The organism is Rhizobium sp. CCGE 510 (assembly GCF_000292525.1).
Classification (GTDB): domain Bacteria; phylum Pseudomonadota; class Alphaproteobacteria; order Rhizobiales; family Rhizobiaceae; genus Rhizobium.
Genome location: NZ_AEYF01000035.1, coordinates 45,497 through 65,791, shown reverse-complemented (window position 1 = coordinate 65,791; position 20,295 = coordinate 45,497). Strand labels below are relative to the sequence as shown.

General features: G+C 61.9%; 12 protein-coding genes. 1 reads left to right on the top strand and 11 read right to left on the bottom strand.

The genetic code is table 11. The annotated features are described in order from the left end of the window. Window positions 1-20: 20 nt before the first annotated feature. Entirely contained in the window at window positions 21-419 is a 399-nt protein-coding gene (locus RCCGE510_RS16560; RefSeq protein WP_007631740.1) for a VOC family protein, read from the top strand. 17 nt (window positions 420-436) lie between these two features. Here the strand turns inward: RCCGE510_RS16560 and RCCGE510_RS16555 are convergent, their stop codons facing one another. The 11 genes from RCCGE510_RS16555 to RCCGE510_RS16505 form a co-directional block, all read right to left on the bottom strand. Beyond that, window positions 437-925 carry a MaoC family dehydratase gene (locus RCCGE510_RS16555; RefSeq protein WP_007631738.1) on the bottom strand — a complete coding sequence of 163 codons (489 nt, stop codon included), beginning with the start codon at window positions 923-925 and terminating at the stop codon, window positions 437-439. Between the two features lie 90 nt (window positions 926-1,015). Then, the gene (gene glgX / locus RCCGE510_RS16550) at window positions 1,016-2,995 is read right to left on the bottom strand and encodes a glycogen debranching protein GlgX (protein WP_007631733.1); all 1,980 of its coding nucleotides are present in this window, start codon (window positions 2,993-2,995) and stop codon (window positions 1,016-1,018) included. Window positions 2,996-3,007: 12 nt separating this feature from the next. Beyond that, window positions 3,008-4,639 (bottom strand): alpha-D-glucose phosphate-specific phosphoglucomutase, encoded by a 1,632-nt coding sequence (locus RCCGE510_RS16545; RefSeq protein ID WP_007631731.1) that lies wholly within the window; start codon window positions 4,637-4,639, stop codon window positions 3,008-3,010. Between the two features lie 6 nt (window positions 4,640-4,645). Continuing rightward, window positions 4,646-6,088 carry a glycogen synthase GlgA gene (gene glgA / locus RCCGE510_RS16540; RefSeq protein WP_007631730.1) on the bottom strand — a complete coding sequence of 481 codons (1,443 nt, stop codon included), beginning with the start codon at window positions 6,086-6,088 and terminating at the stop codon, window positions 4,646-4,648. Between the two features lie 3 nt (window positions 6,089-6,091). Continuing rightward, window positions 6,092-7,354 carry a glucose-1-phosphate adenylyltransferase gene (gene glgC, locus RCCGE510_RS16535; protein ID WP_007631729.1) on the bottom strand — a complete coding sequence of 421 codons (1,263 nt, stop codon included), beginning with the start codon at window positions 7,352-7,354 and terminating at the stop codon, window positions 6,092-6,094. Between the two features lie 19 nt (window positions 7,355-7,373). Beyond that, window positions 7,374-9,581, bottom strand: a complete 2,208-nt coding sequence (gene glgB, locus RCCGE510_RS16530) for a 1,4-alpha-glucan branching protein GlgB (RefSeq protein ID WP_007631728.1) — start codon at window positions 9,579-9,581, stop codon at window positions 7,374-7,376. Beyond that, the gene (locus tag RCCGE510_RS16525) at window positions 9,578-12,040 is read right to left on the bottom strand and encodes a glycogen/starch/alpha-glucan phosphorylase (protein ID WP_007631727.1); all 2,463 of its coding nucleotides are present in this window, start codon (window positions 12,038-12,040) and stop codon (window positions 9,578-9,580) included. The genes glgB and RCCGE510_RS16525 overlap by 4 nt, the downstream gene beginning before the upstream one ends. 258 nt (window positions 12,041-12,298) lie before the next feature. Further along, window positions 12,299-13,498 (bottom strand): TadE/TadG family type IV pilus assembly protein, encoded by a 1,200-nt coding sequence (locus RCCGE510_RS16520; protein ID WP_007631725.1) that lies wholly within the window; start codon window positions 13,496-13,498, stop codon window positions 12,299-12,301. Window positions 13,499-13,612: 114 nt separating this feature from the next. Further along, window positions 13,613-14,491 (bottom strand): transglutaminase family protein, encoded by an 879-nt coding sequence (locus RCCGE510_RS16515; protein WP_007631722.1) that lies wholly within the window; start codon window positions 14,489-14,491, stop codon window positions 13,613-13,615. 5 nt (window positions 14,492-14,496) lie between these two features. Further along, complete coding sequence (locus RCCGE510_RS16510; protein ID WP_007631720.1) at window positions 14,497-16,917, bottom strand: circularly permuted type 2 ATP-grasp protein; 2,421 nt, start codon at window positions 16,915-16,917, stop codon at window positions 14,497-14,499. A 51-nt stretch (window positions 16,918-16,968) separates the two neighbouring features. Further along, complete coding sequence (locus RCCGE510_RS16505; protein ID WP_007631717.1) at window positions 16,969-20,295, bottom strand: transglutaminase family protein; 3,327 nt, start codon at window positions 20,293-20,295, stop codon at window positions 16,969-16,971.

Here is a 20,295-nt window from a genome sequence, read left to right as displayed (position 1 = left end):
CCTTATTCAAGGATAGGTGAATGCTGCACCATGCCTCCCTCGGCGTTTCCGATATCGAGCGATCGGCGGCATTTTACGACGCCGCCCTTGGCGCCCTCGGCTATGTCAGGGTCTGGGATGACATCAGGCCGGGGCAGACGGGACAGGCGGTTGGCTACGGTCTTCCCGGCGGCGGAGACAAACTGGCGATCAAACATCGGCCGGATGGCCAGCGTCCGGCCGGCCCGGGTTTTCATCTGGCGTTTGCCGCCCCGAGCCGCCAGGCGGTCGATCAGTTCCATGCTGCAGCTATCGCACATGGCGGCGGTGACAATGGTGGTCCAGGCTTACGCGCCCACTACGGTGAACATTATTATGCGGCGTTCGTCATGGATCCAGACGGACACGCACTCGAAACCGTCTTCAATTCAGCTATCTAACAAAAGCGCCGTTCTGCTTACACGTCTTCGGGACGGTCCTTCGGGTCGAATTGGATGATGGTGATCCATTTTGCCGTCAGCGCCGCCTTTTTCTCGTTTTCGATTTCGATCGAAACGTCATAGGTGGTCATCAGCATGCCGGCGCCGCGGAAGCGGGCGTCGGAGAGCAGGAAGCGGCCGCGGACCCGGGCGCCGCTTTTCACCGGCGTCATGAAGCGGACGCGATCGAAACCGTAATTGATGCCCATGGTCTGCTCGCGCACTTTCGGCAAGCAGTTGTAGTTCATCGTCGACAGCAGAGACAGTGTCAGGAAACCATGGGCGATGGTGCCTTCGAAGGGGCTCTCGGCGGCCGCGCGCTCGGGATCGACATGAATGAACTGATGGTCGTCGGTGGCCCCTGCGAAGGCGTCGATCATCGTCTGGTCGACGGTGATCCAATCCGAAAGGCCCGTTTCCATGCCGATCAATCCCCGCACGTCGGAGAGTGAAATTTCCGTGACCATAAAATCCTCGTGAAAACAAGCCGCCGGCCCAAGCCTTATCGTGCATTTGTGACGATTGCGACAAGGATTTGCGCAAGCGAGGGGAGGCGGTCAATTTTCTACGAAAAAGGCGACGGACCCCGGCTCGACGGTTGCGCGGGCGCCGGCTTTCTTCGCGCCCTCCGGTGTCAAATGGCGCCAGCCTGCTTCGGCCCCGGACGGCAGCGTGAAATATTGGCGGTCCCCCGAACGGTTGAAAAGCACGGCAAGCCGGGTCTGCCTGCCGGGCAAGGAGCGGTCCCCGGTCGACAGCAGCATGCCGAGAGTGGAAAGCGACGATGTCTCCCATTCGGCAACTGTCATCGGCTCGCCGGAGAGCGAAATCCATTCGACATCGCCGTTTCCTGACAGCAAGCCCGTTTCGGAGAAGACGGTAAAGCGGCGACGCAGGCCTGCGACGAAGGCGGTGTGGGCAACCAGACCCTCGTCCAGCGCCTTCCAATTCAGCCAGGTGATCTCGTTGTCCTGGCAATAGGCGTTGTTGTTGCCGTGCTGGCTACGGCCGCCCTCGTCACCCGCCGTCAGCATGATGCTGCCGCGGGTGGCAAAGAGCGTCGATATCAGCGCCATCACATCGTCCCGGCGACGCTTGCGGATTGTCGGATAGACGGTTTCTCCCTCGACGCCATTGTTCCAAGAATGGTTCTCGTTGTGGCCATCACGATTGTGTTCGCCGTTGGCGTCGTTGTGCTTGCCGGCGTAGGAGACGAGATCGGTCAGCGTGAAGCCGTCATGGGCGGCGAGGAAGTTGACGCTGCGCGTCTGCCTGCCGTCGTTGCGGGAGAAAATGTCGGAGGAGCCGGCGAGTGCGGTTGCCAGTGCACCGGTCTTCCAATCGTCGCCGCGCCAGTAGCAGCGCAGATCGTCACGAACACGATCGTTCCATTCGAGGAAGGGTGGCGGGAAATTGCCGAGCTGATAACCGCCCGGGCCGATATCCCAGGGTTCGGCAATCATGATGCGGTCGGCAAGCACATTGTCGGCGAGGATCGCGGCAAGCGTTCCGCCGTCGCGCTCGAAGCCTGTCGCGGTGCGGCCGAGAACCGGGGCAAGATCGAAGCGAAAGCCGTCGACGCCGGCGTTCAAGACGAAATGGCGCAGGCTATCGATGACGAGACGCCGGACCTCGGGATGGTCGCAGGCGAGTGTGTTGCCGGTGCCTGTGTCGTTGACGAGTTCGCCCGGCCAGTTCTGCGCATGGCGATAATAATGCAGATTGTCGAGGCCGCGCAACGACAGCGTCGCGCCGTAACGGTCGCTCTCGCCGGTATGGTTGAAGACGAGATCGAGGATGACGGCGATGCCTTCGGCATGGAGGGCCGCGACCGTCTGGCGCAACTCAGTCATGCCGCCGGGCGCGAGCCGCGGATCGAGCGCCATGAAGGCGACGGGATTGTAGCCCCAGCCATTGGTGAGGCCGAGCGGCGGCAGGTGGCGTTCGTCAATCCAGGCGGTGATCGGCATCAGCTCGACGGCATCGACACCGATCCGCTTCAGATGCGCGATGACGGAGGGATGGGCAAGGGCAGCGACCGTGCCGCGCTCGGCCTCCGGCACGTCGGGATGGAGAATGGTGAAGGGCCGCACCGCCACTTCGTAAATAAAGCCGCCCGGTTTGAAGAGTGGCTTGCGGGTTTCGGCCCGCGTATCGGTGGTGACGATCGCCTTCGGCATCAGATCCTGGCTATCCTCACCGTAGATGCCGAGGCGGGGATCGTAGCGGAAAGGCCTATCGATCTCCTTGGCATAGGGATCGACCAGCAGTTTGGAGGGATCGTACCAGAGGCCGTTGTCAGGGGCGAAGATACCGTCGGCACGATAGCCGTAGCGAGCCCCTGCCTTCAGCCCGTCGACAAACAGACGGTGAGTGTAATTGCTGTCGCGCGCCATGGGCAGGCGCGCGAATTCCTTGTTGCCGTCATCCTCGAAGAGGCAGAGTTCGATCTGTGCGGCGTGATGCGACCACACGGCAAATTCGACGCCGGTCTCGAAGACGATCGCGCCGTTTTGCGCCGAACTGTTCCCCCGCATGTTCCCCCCGGATCAGGTGATCACGGTTGGCGCATCGCGTCCCGTGCGTTCACGAATGCTGGCAATGCTTTCAGCGGCCGCAATCAGATCGGCGAGCGCTTCCTGCGTTTCGATGTTGTGGCGAGTCGAATCCGGCTCGTAGCGCTCGATATAGACACGCAAGGTTGCGCCAGACGTGCCAGTACCGGACAGGCGGAAGACGACGCGGGAGCCGCCTTCGAAGAGCACGCGGACACCCTGATGCTCGCTCACCGATTTGTCGATTGGGTCGTGATAGGCGAAGTCGTCAGCCTTTTCGACCTTCAGGCTGCCGAAGCTCTTGCCGGGCAGGGTGGAAAGCTGGTTGCGGAGATTGTCCACAAGGCCGTTCGCCGCATCGGTATCGAGGCCTTCGTAATCATGGCGCGAATAATAGTTGCGGCCGTAGGTCTGCCAGTGCTGGGTGACGATATCGGCGACGCTCTCGCCGCGCACGGCAAGAATGTTCAGCCACAGCAGCACGGCCCAGAGGCCGTCCTTTTCACGGACGTGACTGGAGCCGGTGCCGGAGCTTTCCTCACCGCAGATCGTCGCCATGCCGGCGTCGAGCAGGTTGCCGAAGAACTTCCATCCGGTCGGCGTTTCGTACATGCCGATGCCGCGCTTTTCAGCGACACGATCGGCTGCGCCCGATGTCGGCATCGAGCGGGCGATGCCGGCAAGGCCGCCGGAATAGCCGGGGGCGAGATTGGCGTTGGCGGCAAGGATCGCCAAGCTGTCGGACGGTGTGACGAAGATGCCGCGGCCGATAATCAGGTTGCGGTCGCCGTCACCATCGGACGCGGCGCCGAAATCGGGCGCGTCATCGCCCATCATCTCATCGAAGAGTTCTTTGCAGTGAACCGGGTTGGGGTCGGGATGATGGCCGCCGAAATCCGGCAGCGGCATGAAATTGCGCACCGATCCCAAGGGAGCGCCGAGACGATTTTCGAAGATTTCCTTGGCATAGGGGCCGGTGACGGCGCTCATCCCATCGAAGGCAATGCGGAAGCCGAGGCTGATCAGATTGCGGATGGCGCCGAAATCGAACAGCTCTTCCATCAGCGCGGCATAGTCCTCGACCGGGTCGATGACCGAGAGGATCATGCCGCCGGGAAGCTCATCCTTGCCGATGCGGTCGAGATTGACGTCGGCGAAATCGGCGATCTTGTAGCTGTCGATCGTCTTTGAGCGCGCATAGATGGCATCGGTGATTTTTTCCGGGGCCGGGCCGCCATTGTTGATGTTGTATTTGATGCCGAAATCTTCCGTCGGACCGCCGGGATTGTGGCTGGCGGAAAGAATGATGCCGCCGAAAGCCTTGTATTTGCGGATGATGTGGGAAGCGGCCGGCGTCGACAGAATGCCGCCCTTGCCGACCATGACCTTGCCGAAACCGTTGGCGGCGGCCATCTTGATCGCCTTCTGGATGGCTTCGCGATTGTAGTAGCGTCCGTCGCCGCCGATGACGAGGCACTTGCCCTGAAAGCCTTCCAGTGAATCGAAGATCGACTGGATGAAGTTCTCCGCATAGTTCGGCTGCTGGAACACCGGAACCTTCTTGCGCAGGCCCGACGTGCCGGGCTTCTGGTCCAGATAGGGCGTGGTGGGTACGGACTTGTTCATTTTAGTTCACATGCCTTTCGAGACGAGGCTTGAATAGAGGGCAGCGTAGCGTTCGGCGCTCTTCTCCCAAGAGACATCCGATTTCATGCCTTGCTTTTGCAATTGGGTCCAGAGTTTTCGGTCCGCGTAAAAATGCATCGCACGGCGGATTGCCTGTAGCATGCCCGTTTCTGTCACGGGTGAGAATTGTATGCCGGTTGCCACTTTCGCCGCAAGTGCGGCGTGATTGGCGTCGATCACCGTGTCGTTCAGTCCGCCGGTGCGGGCGACGATCGGCACGCAGCCATAACGCAGGCCGTAAAGCTGGGTCAGGCCGCAGGGTTCGAAGCGCGAAGGGATGATGATCGCATCGCAGCCGGCCTGCATCAGATGCGACATCGGCTCGTTGTAGCCGATCGAGACGCCGATGCGGCCGGGATGGCGGGCGGCGGCGGCCAGCAACGCGCCTTCAAGTGCCGCTTCGCCGGAGCCGAGCACGACGAGCTTGCCGCCCATGGCAACAATCTCGTCGGCGATGTTGGCGACGATATCCATGCCCTTCTGCCAGGTGAGACGGCTGATGACGCAGAAGATCGGGGCGTCGTCATTGTCGAGATGGAAGAATTCGGCGATCGAGCGACGGTTCTCTTCGCGGTTCTTCAGCGTCGTCGCGCCGTAATGAGTGTGGACGACGGGATCGGTGGCCGGGTTCCAGACGTCGGTGTCGATGCCGTTGACGATGCCGTGCAGATTGTCGATGCGGCTGGCAATGACGCCCTCGAGCCCCATGCCGAACTCCGGCGTCAGAATCTCGTCGGCATAGGTCGGGCTGACCGTCGTGATCGCATGGGCGGTTTGCAAGCCGCCCTTGAGGAAGCCGACCGTGCCGTAATATTCGATGCTGTCGGTGGCGAAGGCATGGGCGGGCAGGCGCAGGCCGGGAAAGATCTCGGAACCGAACTGGCCCTGGAAGGCGATGTTGTGGATGGTCAGCACGCTCGGCAATTCCGGCGTCGGATAATAGCGCATGTAGACCGAGGTCAGCGCCGCCTGCCAGTCGTGAGTGTGGACCAGATCCGGCCGCCAGCCGGGCAGCAGGCCGGCGGCGATCTCGGAGGCGGCGAGCGACAGAGCGGCGAAACGCCGCCAGTTGTCGGGATAGTCCTTGCCGAGCGGATCGACATAGGGTCCGCCCGGCCTGTCGTAATAGGCGGGCGCATCGAGGATGAGCAGATCGACACCCTCGTGCTGGACCTCGAGCACGGTCGCCGGCTCACCGAGCAGGTCGGGGAGTTCGAGCCTGACGACCGGGTCGCGAATGACCTTCATGACGGCGGGATAGCCGGGCAGAAGGGTCTTGGTTTCGACTCCGAAGGCTTGCAGTGCAATCGGCAGGGCGCCTGACACATCGGCTAGGCCCCCTGTCTTGATTAAAGGGAAGACTTCGGATGAAACCGAAAGAACTTTCATAAGTCAGATATCCAGCTTGTCGATCATCGGTTGGGTGATCAGGCAGATGCCGCTTTCCGTCCGCCGGAAGCGCTTGGCATCGAGTTTGGGATCCTCGCCGACGACCAAGCCTTCCGGAATGACGACCCCATGGTCGATCACCACATCCTTGAGCTGCGCCCGCCGGCCGATCTTCACGTTCGGCAGGATGACCGCACCTTCCAATTTGGAGAAGGAGTTGGCTCTGACACCGGTAAAGAGCAGGCTGTTGTTGAGGCTGGCGCCGGAGATGATGCAGTCGCCTGAGACGACGGAGGAGGTGGCCGAGCCGCGGCGATCCTCGTCGTCATGGACGAATTTCGCCGGCGGGGTGATCTCGGCATAGGTCCAGATCGGCCAGGACTTGTCGTAGATGTCAAGCTCCGGAACGATCGCCGTCAGGTCGATATTGGCCTGCCAATAGGCGTCGATCGTGCCGACGTCGCGCCAATAGGGCTCGTGCTCGAAATCGGAACGGACGCAGGACTTGGCGAAGCGGTGGGCAACCGCCTTACCATTCTTGACGATATAGGGAATGATGTCCTTGCCGAAATCGCGGCTCGAGGTCGGATCGGCTGCGTCGCGGCGCAGCGCATCGAGCAGGAACTTGGTGTGGAAGACGTAGATGCCCATCGAGGCAAGGGCGAAATCCGGCTTGTCGGGAATGGGCGGCGGATCGGCCGGCTTCTCGACGAAGGCGATGATCTCGTCCTTCTCGTCGACATGCATGACGCCGAAGCCGGTCGCTTCCATGCGCGGCACTTCCAGGCAGCCGATGGTGACGTCGGCGCCGGAATCGACGTGCTGCTGCAGCATCCATTCGTAGTCCATCTTGTAGACGTGGTCGCCGGCGAGAATGACCATGTATTCGACACCATAATCCTCGATGATGTCGATGTTCTGATAGACGGCATCGGCTGTGCCTTCATACCACTGCGTTTCCGAAACGCGCTGGCTGGCCGGCAGAATGTCGAAGCTTTCGTTGCGCTCGGGGCGGAAGAAGTTCCAGCCGCGCTGCATGTGGCGGATCAGCGAATGCGCCTTGTATTGCGTGGCAACCCCGATGCGGCGGATGCCGGAGTTCAGGGCGTTCGACAGGGCGAAATCGATGATGCGGGCCTTACCGCCGAAATAGACGGCCGGCTTGGCACGCCGGTCGGTGAGTTCCTTGAGACGGCTCCCCCTGCCGCCGGCCAGAACATAAGCCATTGCATCGCGAGCAAGTGGCTGAACGCGCTTTTCTACCATTTTCTCCTCCCACCAGTCACTAATTTTCAGGTTCAAGCATGATTGTCGCCAAGGGCGGCAAGGTGATCGAGCAGGTGATGGCGCCGCCAGCATCGACGGCCTGCACGCGCCCGCCATTGCCCTTGCCGCTGCCGCCATAGATGTCGGCATCGGTGTTCAGGATTTCCCGCCAGCGGCCTGCGGACGGCAGGCGGATCGTGTAGTTCTCGCGGTAGACGGGGGTAAAATTGGTAATGACGGCGACCGGCTTCTGGCCCGGCGCCTTGCGCAGCCAGGCAAAGACCGAATTCTGGTGGTCGTCGGCGACGAGCCATTCAAAACCTTCGCCCTCGCAGTCACGCTCATGCAACGCCGGCTTGCTGCGGTAGGTGAAATTGAGATCGCGCACCAGGCGCCGCATACCCTCGTGCATGCGATACTGAAGCAGGTTCCAATCGAGCGACTTCTCCTCGCTCCACTCGCTCCACTGGGCGAATTCCTGGCCCATGAACAACAGCTTCTTGCCGGGATAGCCCCACATATAGGCGTAGTAGGCGCGCAGATTGGCGAATTTCTGCCAGTCATCGCCCGGCATCTTGGCAATCAGCGAGCCTTTGCCATGGACGACCTCGTCATGCGAGAGCGGCAGGACGAAATTTTCGGAATAGGCGTAGAGCAGGCCGAAGGTGAGCTCGTTGTGATGGTGTCCGCGGTATATGGGATCGCGGCTCATGTAGCTCAGCGTGTCATGCATGAAGCCCATATTCCACTTGAAGCCGAAGCCGAGGCCGCCTTCATGGACCGGCTGCGAGACCTTCGGCCAGGAGGTCGATTCCTCGGCGATGGTCATGACGTTGGAATGATTGCCGTAGATGCGGATGTTGAGGTCCTGCAGAAAGCGGACTGCTTCGAGGTTTTCGTTGCCGCCATATTCGTTCGGGATCCATTCGCCATGCTTGCGCGAATAATCGAGATAAAGCATCGAGGCGACGGCATCGACGCGCAGACCGTCGAGATGGAATTTCTCGGCCCAGTAGAGCGCGTTGTTGACGAGATAGGAAACGACCTCGGTGCGGCCGAAATTGTAGATCGCCGTGCTCCAGTCCGGGTGGAAGCCCTTGCGCGGGTCTTCGTGTTCGTAGAGCGCCGTGCCGTCGAACCAGCCGAGGCCGTGCTCGTCGGTCGGGAAATGTGCCGGCACCCAGTCGAGGATGACGCCGATGCCGACTTTGTGGCAGCCGTTGACGAAACGGGCGAAACCTTCCGGCTCGCCGAAACGAGCGGTCGGCGCGTAGAGGCCTGTCGTCTGATAACCCCAGGAGGGATCATAGGGATGTTCGGTGATCGGCAGGAATTCGATATGGGTGAAGCCCATGTCGTCGCAATAGGGGATGAGGCTGGCGGCGAGCTCGTCCCAGGAAAGCATTGTGCCGTCGTCCCGGCGCCGCCATGAGGCGGCATGCACCTCGTAGATCGAGATTGGCTGGCGGCGCTTGTCGGTCTCGCGCCAGTGCTTCAGGTGAGCTTCGTCTTCCCAATCCTGCTCCAGATCGGCGGCGGTGATAGAGGCGGTCTTCGGCCGGAGCTCGCTGCGGCGGGCGAAGGGATCGGCCTTCAGTGGCAGCAGCACGCCGTCCTGGCCGCGGATCTCGAACTTGTAGGCTACGCCGATCGGTACGTCCGGGGCAAAGATTTCCCAGATGCCGCTATCGGAGCGGAAGCGCATGACGTGGCGGCGGCCATCCCAATTGTTGAAATCACCGACGACGGAGACGCGCTGCGCATTCGGGGCCCAGACGGCGAAATGGATGCCCTGGGCGCCATCATGCTTGATCAGGTGGGCGCCCATCTTGTCGAACAAACGCAGGTGTGAGCCTTGGCGGGCAAAATAATCGTCCATCGGCCCGAGCACCGGACCGAAGCTGTAGGGATCGGTGACAGCCCATTCGGCATCGCCGCGCCTGGCGCGGTAACGCACCGGCTGGAGTTTGGTGAGGGAAACCGGGCCAGCGAAGACGCCGTCGGCATGGAGCTGTTTCAGTTCGCCGATGACGCTGCCGTCGAGCGTCATGGCGGTCACTTCCTCCGCACCCGGGATGAAACACCGGGCAACGAAGGCATCGCCTGCCTGGTGCACACCTAGGACGGCAAAGGGATTGGAATGCGAGCCGGCAAGGATCGCCGCGATTTCATCTGCCGAAATTTCCCAGGAAAGCTTTACTTCAGGGACGGTTTTCGGCGTTTTCATCCGGCTCTCCAGATTTCGTCTGCATATTGCCTGATCGTACGGTCGGAAGAGAACCAGCCCATCCGCGCCGTGTTGTTGATCGTTTTGGAGTACCAGGCGGATTGGTCGGTCCAGATCTGATCCACCTCGCGCTGCGCCTGAGCATAGGCGTCGAAATCGGCAGCGACCATGAACCAGTCGTGCGAATAGATGCCGTCGATCAGCGCCGTGTAACGGTTGCGGTCATCGGGCGAGAAGACGCCGGAGCCGATGGCGGCGAGCGCCTGGGCGAGTTCTCGCGAGCCCTCGATGATGGCGCGGGGATTGTGGCCATCGCTGCGGACCTTCGAGACCTCGTCGGCCTTGAGGCCGAAGATGACAATGTTGTCCTCGCCGACATTGTCGCGCATCTCGACATTGGCGCCATCCAGCGTGCCGATGGTCAGCGCACCGTTGAGGCCGAACTTCATGTTGCCGGTACCGGACGCCTCCATGCCGGCGGTCGAGATCTGTTCGGAGAGATCGGCGGCCGGAACCATGACTTCGGCGAGCGAGACATTGTAGTTCGGCACGAAAACGACCTTCAGCAGGCCGCGCACCGACGGATCGTTGTTGATGGTGCGGGCGACGTCGTTGATCAGCTTGATGATCAGCTTGGCATTGTAATAACTCGGCGCCGCCTTGCCGGCGAAGAGTTTTACCCGCGGCACCCAGTCGAGTTCGGGATGCGAACGGATCTGGTCGTAGAGGGCGACGGCTTCGATGATGTTCAGCAGCTGGCGTTTGTATTCATGGATGCGCTTGATCTGGATGTCGAACATGGCCGACGGATCGAGCTTCACGCCCATCCGGCTGGCGACCAGGTTGGAGAGCGCTACCTTGTTCGCCCGCTTTACCGCTGCGAACTTCTCCTGGAAGCTCGGATCCGAAGCATGCGCCTCAAGCGGGCGCAGCTTCTCGGCGTCGTCGAGGAATTCGTCGCCGATCGCTTCGCGGATCAGGCCGGTGAGACCGGGATTGCACTGCTGCAGCCAGCGGCGCGGTGTGATGCCGTTGGTCTTGTTGTTGATGCGGTCGGGATAGAGTTTGTGCAGGTCGGCAAAGACCGTGACCTTCATCAGGTCGGTGTGCAGCGCCGAGACGCCGTTGATCGAATGCGAGCCGACGAAAGCAAGATTGCCCATACGCACGCGGCGGTCGCCGCTTTCCTCGATCAGCGAGATCGAGCGGATTTCACCGTCGGAGAAGTTCTTGCCCTTGCGGGCGTCGATCAGAATCTTGGCGTTGATCGCATAGATGATCTGCATGTGGCGCGGCAGCAGACGCTCGAACAGCGGCACCGCCCAGCTTTCCAGCGCTTCGGGCAGAAGCGTGTGGTTGGTGTAGGAGAAGGTGCGTCGGGTAATGTCCCAGGCCTGGTCGAAATCCATCCCGTGCACGTCGCAGAGCAGGCGTATGAGTTCGGCGACCGAGACGGCGGGATGGGTGTCGTTCAGCTGGATCGCCACCTTGTCCGGCAGCGAGGTGAAATCGTCGTATTGCTGCAGGTGGCGGCGCAGGATGTCCTGCAGCGAGGCCGAGGAGAAGAAGAATTCCTGGCGCAGGCGCAGTTCCTGGCCGGCCGGGGTGGCATCGGCAGGGTAGAGAACCCGGGTCAGGCTTTCGGCCTTGTTACTTTCGCGCAGCGCGCCGATGTGGTCGCCGGCATTGAAGGCATCGAGCAGGATCGGGTCGATCGGCTGCGCCGACCAGAGGCGCAGCGTGTTGACGCGCTTGCCGCGCCAGCCGACGGCCGGAGTGTCGAAGGCGGCGGCGATGACACGCTCAGCCGGTTTCCAGACGTAGCGCGGCTGATCGTCGTGGGTTGTGATGAATTCGACAGCGCCGCCAAAGCCGATTTCATAGGCGCTCTCGCGGCGCTCGAACTCCCAGGGATTGCCGTGGGCGAGCCAGTTTTCCGGGAGCTCCACCTGCCAGCCGTCGGCCAGCTGCTGGCGGAAGAGGCCGTGGACATAGCGGATGCCGTAGCCATAGGCGGGGACGTCGACCGTCGCCATGCTTTCCATGAAACAGGCTGCCAGACGGCCGAGGCCGCCATTGCCGAGGGCGGCATCCGGCTCCAGGCCGGCAATGACGTTGACATCGACGCCGAGCGAGGTGAGTGCATCGCGCACCTCCTCCATCAGGCCGAGATTCGAGACGGCATCGCGCATCAGGCGGCCGATCAGGAATTCGAGGGAAAGATAATAGACGCGCTTGGCGCCCGTTGCATAAACTTCGCGGGTTGAGGCCATCCACCTGTCGATGATGCGGTCGCGCACCACCAGGATCGTCGCCGTCAGCCAGTCATGCGGCTTTGCCACCTTGGCATCCTTGCCGATGCGATAGGTCAGGCGTTCGATGATTTCTTCGGCGAGAATTTCCGGCTTCGAGCTGCGCGGGGCGGGGGAAGGGATAACCGGCTTGGAAATGGTGTTCATTGTCAGATCTCGCCAATTTTAATTTGGTTTCAGGATGTTATCCCTGATTCAATCAATTTGTCGCTTGTGCCGACGACAGTTTATGCATCGTTACTAAGCACTTGCAACAAAGGATTTGGACAAACGAAAAAATTGCGAAACCTTCATATTTACGGGGTTCAAGGGGATTGATTTCAATCGCTTTTCCCGATCAGGTGGATGGGATAGCGATAACGAAAAGCCGCGCCGATTTGTTCCGACGCGTTGTCGGACGTTTTATCAGTTCGTCAGACGCGTCACCTGGTTGGATGCTTTCATGCCGATTTCCTTGAAAGCCTTCAGGAGCGCCGTCATGTCGCCAGCGGGGAAGTAGTTGCCCGGCGCTGTCGCGCAATAGCTCAGCAACGCCTGGCCACGCGCCGGCGCCATGAAGGCAATCGTATAGACTTGCATCTTGGCGTCGCGGGCCTTGTCGCACCACGTTTTCGTTTCGGTATCGGCGGAGGCATAGTTGTTGTCTCCGTCCGTCATGAAGACAATATATTTTGTCGGAACCTGCCCCGTCTTGTCCGTGTGGGCCTTGTCTTCGGCGGTGTCGGCAAGCTTGTTGTAGGCCGTCTTGAATGCCTCGCCAGAGTCTGTCCCGTCGGTTGCCGTCAGCTTGTTGACATATTTGGTGACGTGGGAGGTGCCCCAATCCAGCGCTTTGGCTTTCTGCATTTCGATATTGTAGGAAACCGCGCCCGTACGGACATATTCCTTGTCGGGATCGACCGCGTCAAGTTCAGCCGTCAGCGTGCCGACAGCAAGCTTCAGGGCTTCGATTTTGGTGTAGTAGTGAGGGCGCGTGTCGGTGCAGGTCTTCTTCTTGGTTACGTTGCCGTACCTGTCTCTTTCGCTGCAATCGTATTCGTATTCTTCCGTGGGATCCGACGCGTTGACCGTCGCAGTGTCTTCGCCCATTGAACCCGACCGGTCGAGGACGAGGAACATGGAAACGGAGCCTTGGGTTTGCGAATTGCCGCTGACCGTCGTGCTCGACGTCGAAAGATGCTGCGTACTGAAACCGACCGCCTTCATCAGTGGATTGACCGTGAGATCGTAACCCGGTGAAACCGTAACCTGATAGGATGTCGATTTGCCCGATGTCTTTGTCTGGACACCGACGCCTGTCGCGCTCTTGATGTCGACGCCGGTCTGCAGGTAATTCGCCATTTGGCCGGCAACGAAATTTCGCGCGAAGGCTTCGGCCTCAGAGGTTTGGATTGTACCCTTTGCCAAGGCGGTGGCGGTTGCCAGTGCAGCCGAATCGGCGGCTTCCTGCAGTTGCTGTTTGGAGAGCAATATATCGCCCACCTGGATCGCCATGCCGGCTGCGCCGAAAAGAACGGGCAGCAGGATAGCCGTCATCATACCGAAATTCCCGCCACGGTCGCTGAACATGCGACGCAGGCAGGGATGCAAAAAAGAGGTGCTCATCATGTTCACCCGAAATAGACCCTGTGGGTGACATTAGGCACGGGCCTCCTTTCCGTTATCCTTACGGCATCAATAGAATTTTAACGAATCGGCGAGTTCTTCCAGTTTTGGGATTTATTTCAGCGGGATGACATCGACTGCCTGGACAGCGCGCTGGCCGCCATAGCTTTTCAACACGCCGATGACGGGAACGACGTCGGAATAGTCCCGGCCATAGGCGACGACGATGTGGTCGGTGCCGGCAGGGATGTTGTTGGTCGGGTCGAGCTCGATCCAGCCGATCGTCTCGCCGCACCAGACCCGCACCCAGGCATGCATGGCATCCGCACCTTCCAGCCTTTCCTTGCCGGGCGGCGGGATGGTGCGCAGGAAACCGGAGACGTAGCCGGCCGGAATGCCGAGGCTCCGAAGAGCCAGGATCATGATGTGGGTGAAATCCTGGCAGACGCCGCGCTTCAGCCTGAATGCTTCAAGCGGCGTCGTGTCCACCGTCGTCGCCTCGGGGTCGTAGGTGAAATCCTTGTTGATGCGCGCACAGAGCGCATGGGCGATCTGCATCGCCGTCAGATCAGGCATGGCGCAGCTTCGGGCATAGTCGCTGATCTCGCGCGCTTGGGTCAGACGCGGGCTGTCGCCGAGGAAGTGGTGCGGCGAATCCGGCGCCAGCGACCAGATGCCTGATATCTCCTCCGGCAGGTCGGCGAGCAACGGCGAGAAATCGGCGGCGATCGGCTGGCTTTCCACCTGCACGCGGGCCTGCATGCGAATGTCGAGCGTCTCGTGCGGTGCGCGCAGCATGAAGGCGGTGGCGGGATGATCGAAGAAATCAACGAAATGCGACTGCTCGTCCGGCGTCGGCGAGATGGTGATCGAGCCGGCGACCAGACGTTGCCGGTTGGTCAGCGACAGCGGCATCAGGCGCATGATGTGGCGGGCGCCGGAGGCCGGCACGTCGTAGCTGTAACCCATGCGAAGGGAAAGATCATAGAGCATCGATGTCACCCGAGATAAGTCTGGGCGAGCAGATCGGAAAGCTGCTCCAATTCGCGTTCGAGCCGTTGATAGACCTCGACCCCCATACCCTCCGGCGTCATCACCGCCAGGCCGGAATGGAGCCGCATCGCCTCGCGGTAGAAGGGCGACATCTGGCCGTTGATCAGGGCGTTCGGCAGTTGCTCGACTTCGTGGTGGATCTCGTTCACCTGGAAGAGGACCGAGCGCGGGTTGAGGGGGTCGAGCGCCAGAAGATCAGTGACGGTCAGCCGTGCCGTATTGACGTTGTAGCGGCGGCGATGGGTCATGACGCTGTCGCCGATCTCGAGCAGCATGTCGAGCGCGCCGTCGGGCGCTTCCGGGCCGGACATGTGGCCGAGCAGGCGCGTCATGTGCAGGCCGCGCTCGATATAGCGGCCGAGCGAGAGGAAGCGCCAGCCCATGAAGCGGTACATGTTCTCGTGCACCAGACCGGCGAAGCCCGCGAGCTTGCGCAGAAGGATCGTCATCGCGTGGCTGGCGTCATCGCCGGCAGCGACGGCGACATGGAAGCGGCGTGCGGTCTTGGCGAGATCGTTGAGTGCGAGCCAGCCATCCGGTGAGAAGCGGTCGCGGATATTGCTGGCGGAATAAACGGCGCTGTCGATGTGGCGCAGGAGCGTCTCCGGCACGGCCGCGGCGGTATCGATATCGACGGCGGCGAGATAATCGGAGACGTCGGCGAGCAGCGGCTGGCTCGGATCGGCGGCTTCGGCATAACGGGCATGCCAGGCGCGCAGGATGCGCAGTGCCCCTTCGGCGCGCTCGATGTAGCGGCCGAGCCAAAACAGATTGTCGGCCGCCCGGCTTGGCAGGCTGCCCGGCATGTTGCGGGTGAAGCTACCTTCGGCCGGCAGCAGCGTGTGGCGCTCGACGGGTTTGTCGCTGACGATCCAGACGTCGGCGGCCGCTCCGCCCGACTGCATGGCGATTGCCGCGACATCGGCATCGGAGCCGATGCGGGCAAAACCGCCGGGCATGATCTGCCAGCCGCTTGCGGTGCGGGCGGCGAAGACGCGCAGCGACATCGGCCGCGGCACGAGCTTACCGTCCACCCAAGCGGGCGTCGTCGAGAGCGTGACGACCTCCTGTCCCACAAGTTTCGGGCCGTCCGAACTCAGCCAGTCGGTGATCGAATCCTTGGCGGCCGCACGCAGCGACGAGCCGAGCACGGATTCGCCGCTGTCGTCGAAGAAGGGGGCGCGGGAATAGGCCGGGCCGATCACCATCTTCTCGATATTCTTTGCGACGTGCTCGCGCTCCTCTTCCTGGCCGCACCACCAGGTGGCGATCGAAGGCAGTAGCAGATCCTGCCCCAGCAGCCGGTGACAGATGGTCGGCATGAAGGCCAGAAGCGCCCGGGTCTCGAGAACGCCGGTGCCGAGCGCATTGACGATGGTGACGCTTTCGGCGCGCAGCGCTTCGACGAGGCCGGGCGTGCCGATATGCGAATTCTGGTTCAGCTCCAGCGGGTCGGCAAAGGCCGAATCGAGACGGCGCCAGAGCACGCCGATCGGCTTCAGGCCGGCGACGGTGCGCACCATGACGCGGCCCTTGACGACGGTGAGGTCCTCGCCTTCGAGCAGCATGAAACCGAGGTAGCGGGCGATGTAGGCGTGTTCGTAATACGTCTCGTTGGCGGGGCCTGGCGTCAGCACGGCGATGCGGTCGTCGCCCGAATGTTTCATGCTCTGTAGCGCGTCGCGGAAGGCGCCGAAGAAGGAGGCAAGGCGGTGGACGGGGGTTTCGGCGTAGATATCCGAGAAGGCCCGGGTCGTCGCGACGCGGCTTTCCAGCGCGAAGCCGGCGCCTGATGGCGCCTGTGTCCTATCGGCCAGCACCCACCAATTGCCGTCGGGTCCGCGGCCGATCTCGAAGGCGCAGAAATGTAGATAATTGCCGGAGGCCGGCCGGATGCCGGCGAGCGGGCGTTGGAATTCGGGATTGGCGGCCATCAACGCCGGCGGCAGCACCCCTTCCTTCACCAGCCGGTTGTCGCCGTAGATGTCGGCAACGATCGCCTCCAGCAGGTCGGCGCGCTGGACGAGGCCCGCTGAAAGCGTCTGCCATTCGCGCTCGTCGATCAGCACCGGAATATGCGAGATCGGCCAGGCGCGTTCGCCGGTGCCCTTGCTGCTGCCATAGGCCCGGTAGAAGACGCCGGCATCCCGGAGATAGCGGTCGGCGCGGGCGAAACGCTCGGCGAGATCCTTTTCCGGCATTGCGCTCAGATGCGATAGGAAATTCTTCCAGACCGGGCGGACAACACCTTTATTGTCGACCATCTCGTCGGCGGTGCCAGGAAGCGGCGCATAGTCGAAGGCCGCACGTTTGCCGGTGCGGTCCTCTGCCTCTTCCTTGCGCTCTACTGCCGGCCTCTTACCCATCAAAACCCAAGCCCTAAACCCCCGGCCTTAACCTCAGCTTCACCCCCGGCTTCAAATTCCGGCGGGCCGCCTCAGATCCAGCGTCAGCGGGAATTCAAGCGAACCCGTCTCGGGGCGCGGGATATAACCGCCCGCCGTATGTCCCCACGGCTCGAAGCGGGCGAGCCGCCTTGCTTCCGCCTCGTTGCCGTTGACCGGGAAGGTGTCATAGGTCCGGCCGCCCGGATGGGCAACATGATAGATGCAGCCGCCGATCGAACGCTTCGACCATGTATCATAAATGTCAAAAGTCAAAGGCGTGTTGATCGGCAGGACGGGATGCAGGCCGGAGGCCGGCTGCCACGCCTTGTAACGGACGCCGGCGACCGATACGCCGGAGGTGCCGGTTGGCGTCAGCGGCAGGGTGCGGCCATTGCAGGCGACGGTATAACGTGCGGTATTGCTGGTTTCTAACCGCACCTGAAGGCGCTCGACGGAGCTGTCGACGTAGCGGGCGGTGCCGCCCGGCGCACCTTCCTCGCCCATGACGTGCCACGGTTCCAGCGCCTGGCGCAGCTCCAGTTTGGAGCCCTCGTATTCGACCTCGCCGCAGAAAGGGAAGCGGAATTCGAGCTGAGCCTTGAACCATTCCGGGCTGACGTCGAAACCGTTTGCGCGAAGGTCGGCGAGCACGTCGAGGAAATCGGCCCAGACAAAATGCGGCAGCATGAAACGGTCGTGCAGGGTTGTGCCCCAGCGCACGAATTTGCCGTCGACGGGGTTGACCCAGAAGCGGGCGATCAGCGCGCGCACCAGCAATTGCTGGGCAAGCGACATGCGGGCGTTCGGCGGCATCTCGAAGCCACGGAACTCGATGAGGCCGAGCCGTCCGGTCGGACCGTCCGGCGAGAACAGCTTGTCGATGCAGATCTCGGCGCGGTGGGTGTTGCCGGTAACGTCGGTCAAAAGGTGGCGGAACAGGCGGTCGACGAGCCATGGCAGCGGCGGCTGGCCGCTGCCGGGGGCAGCGATCTGCGCCATGGCGATCTCCAGCTCGTAGAGGCTGTCGTGACGAGCCTCGTCGATGCGCGGCGCCTGGCTGGTCGGGCCGATGAACATGCCGGAGAAGAGGTAGGAGAGCGAGGGGTGGCGCTGCCAGTGGAGGACGACGCTCTTCAAGAGATCGGGACGGCGCAGGAAGGGGCTGTTGTTCGGATTGGCGCTGCCGACGACGACATGGTTGCCGCCGCCGGTGCCGGTATGACGGCCGTCGATCATGAATTTGTCGGCACCGAGCCGGGTGTCACGCGCCTCCTCGTAGATCGCCGTGGTGATCGCGACGCATTCCTTCCAGTTCGAGGCCGGATGGATGTTGACCTCGATGACGCCCGGATCCGGGGCGACGCGGATGACGTTGATGCGCTCGTCCTGCGGCGGCGGATAACCTTCGATATGGACGGGAAGCTTGAGTTCGGCGGCGGCGTTTTCGGCAGCGGCGATCAGTTCGAGATAATCTTCGATGCGCTCGACCGGCGGCATGAAGACGCAGAGCCTGCCGTCGCGCGGTTCGACCGACATGGCGGTGCGCACGGCGCCGCCGATTTCACTGAGCGTCTGTTCGATCCGGCTGCCATTCCTCTCGCCGGCCTGGAAGGAGGCTTCTGGCAAGGCGCGGCCGGCCGGGACGAAAACGTCAGGCAGCGGTTTGCGCGGGATCGTCGGATCGGCGGGATGGATATAGGGATAACGCGCCGGGGGGACATAGGGCAGGGTGCCAAGCGGCAGGCGGTAGCCGATGGGACTGTCGCCCGGGAAGAGGAAGATTTTGCCGCGGCGGGTGCGCCATTTCTCGCTGACCCAGACGCGGCTTTCCGCCGCCTTGGCGTTCCATGCCTGAACCGGGAGGATGTAACCAGTGGGCACGGTGAGTCCGCGGGCAAAGACCCGGGCGATGCGGTTGCGTTCCTCGGGATCCTTCAGTTTCGAATTGGCCGGATCGACGTTTTCGGGAAGATTGCCTTCCTTGATGATCCAGTCGGCCGGATCCTCATAGGCCGGCTGCACCATGTCAGGCTTGATCGCCAGTTCCTTTGCGATCGCCGTCAGAAACTTGCCGGCATCCTCGGCGGTGACGCCGGTATCCTTGCCTTCAGCGGCGACCAGATCGAGGTTCTGCCAGACCGGCTTGCCGTCGCGGCGCCAGTAGAGCGAGAAGGTCCAGCGCGGCAGGCTTTCGCCCGGATACCATTTGCCCTGGCCGTAATGAAGGAAGCCGCCGGGTGCGAAGCGTTCGTGCAGCCGGCGGATCAGGCTGTCAGCCTTTTCGCGCTTGGTCGGACCAACGGCGGCAGTGTTCCATTCCTCGGACTCGAAATCATCGATCGAAACGAAAGTCGGTTCGCCGCCCATCGTCAGATGCACGTCTTCGGCCTCGAGGATACGGTCGACCTTCTCGCCGAGGTCGTTGAGTTCATCCCAGCTTTCATCGGAGAAGGGCTTGGTGATGCGCGGGTGTTCGGCGACACGCGAGACCTTCATGTCGAAGGCGAATTCGGTTTCGGCTTCGCCGAAATAACCGCCGGAGATCGGCGCGGCGTTGCGGTAATGTGGCGTGGCGGCAAGCGGGATGTGGCTTTCGCCGGTCAGCAGACCGGAGGTCGGATCGAGGCCGACCCAGCCGGCGCCGGGCAGATAAACCTCCACCCAGGCATGCAGGTCAGTGAAATCGACTTCGGTGCCGGAGGGGCCGTCGAGCGCCTTCAGGTCCGGCGTCAGCTGGATGAGATAACCGGAGACGAAGCGGGCGGCCAGGCCAAGATGACGAAGGATCTGGACGAGCAGCCAGCTGGTATCGCGGCAGGAGCCCTTGGCGCTTTCCAGCGTTTCCTCCGGGGTCTGCACGCCGGTTTCCATGCGGATGACATAGCCGATCTGCTGTTGCAGACGGGCATTCAGGCCGACGATCATATCGACGGTCGGCTGGTCGGGCGACCAGTCGAGCGTCGGCAGCAGCGCCTTCAGGCGCGGGCCGGCCGGCTCCGGCGTCATGTAGATCGACAGATCTTCCTGGATCGTTTCAGGATAGCCGAAGGGCCACTTGGTCGCCTCTTCCTCGACGAAGAAGTCGAAGGGATTATAGACCGTCATGTCGGCGACGAGATCGACCTCGATCTTGAATTCCGTCACCGGGTCCGGAAAGACATAGCGGGCAAGGTAGTTGCCGTAGGGGTCCTGCTGCAGGTTGACGAAATGATTGGAGGGCGTGACCTTCAGCGAGTGGCTGAGCACCCTTGTCTTGGAATGCGAGGCAGGTTTCAGCCGGATGATCTGTGGGCCGAGGCGGATCGGTTTGTCATAAGTATAGTGCGTCAGATGATAGATGCTGGCTTTGATCGACAT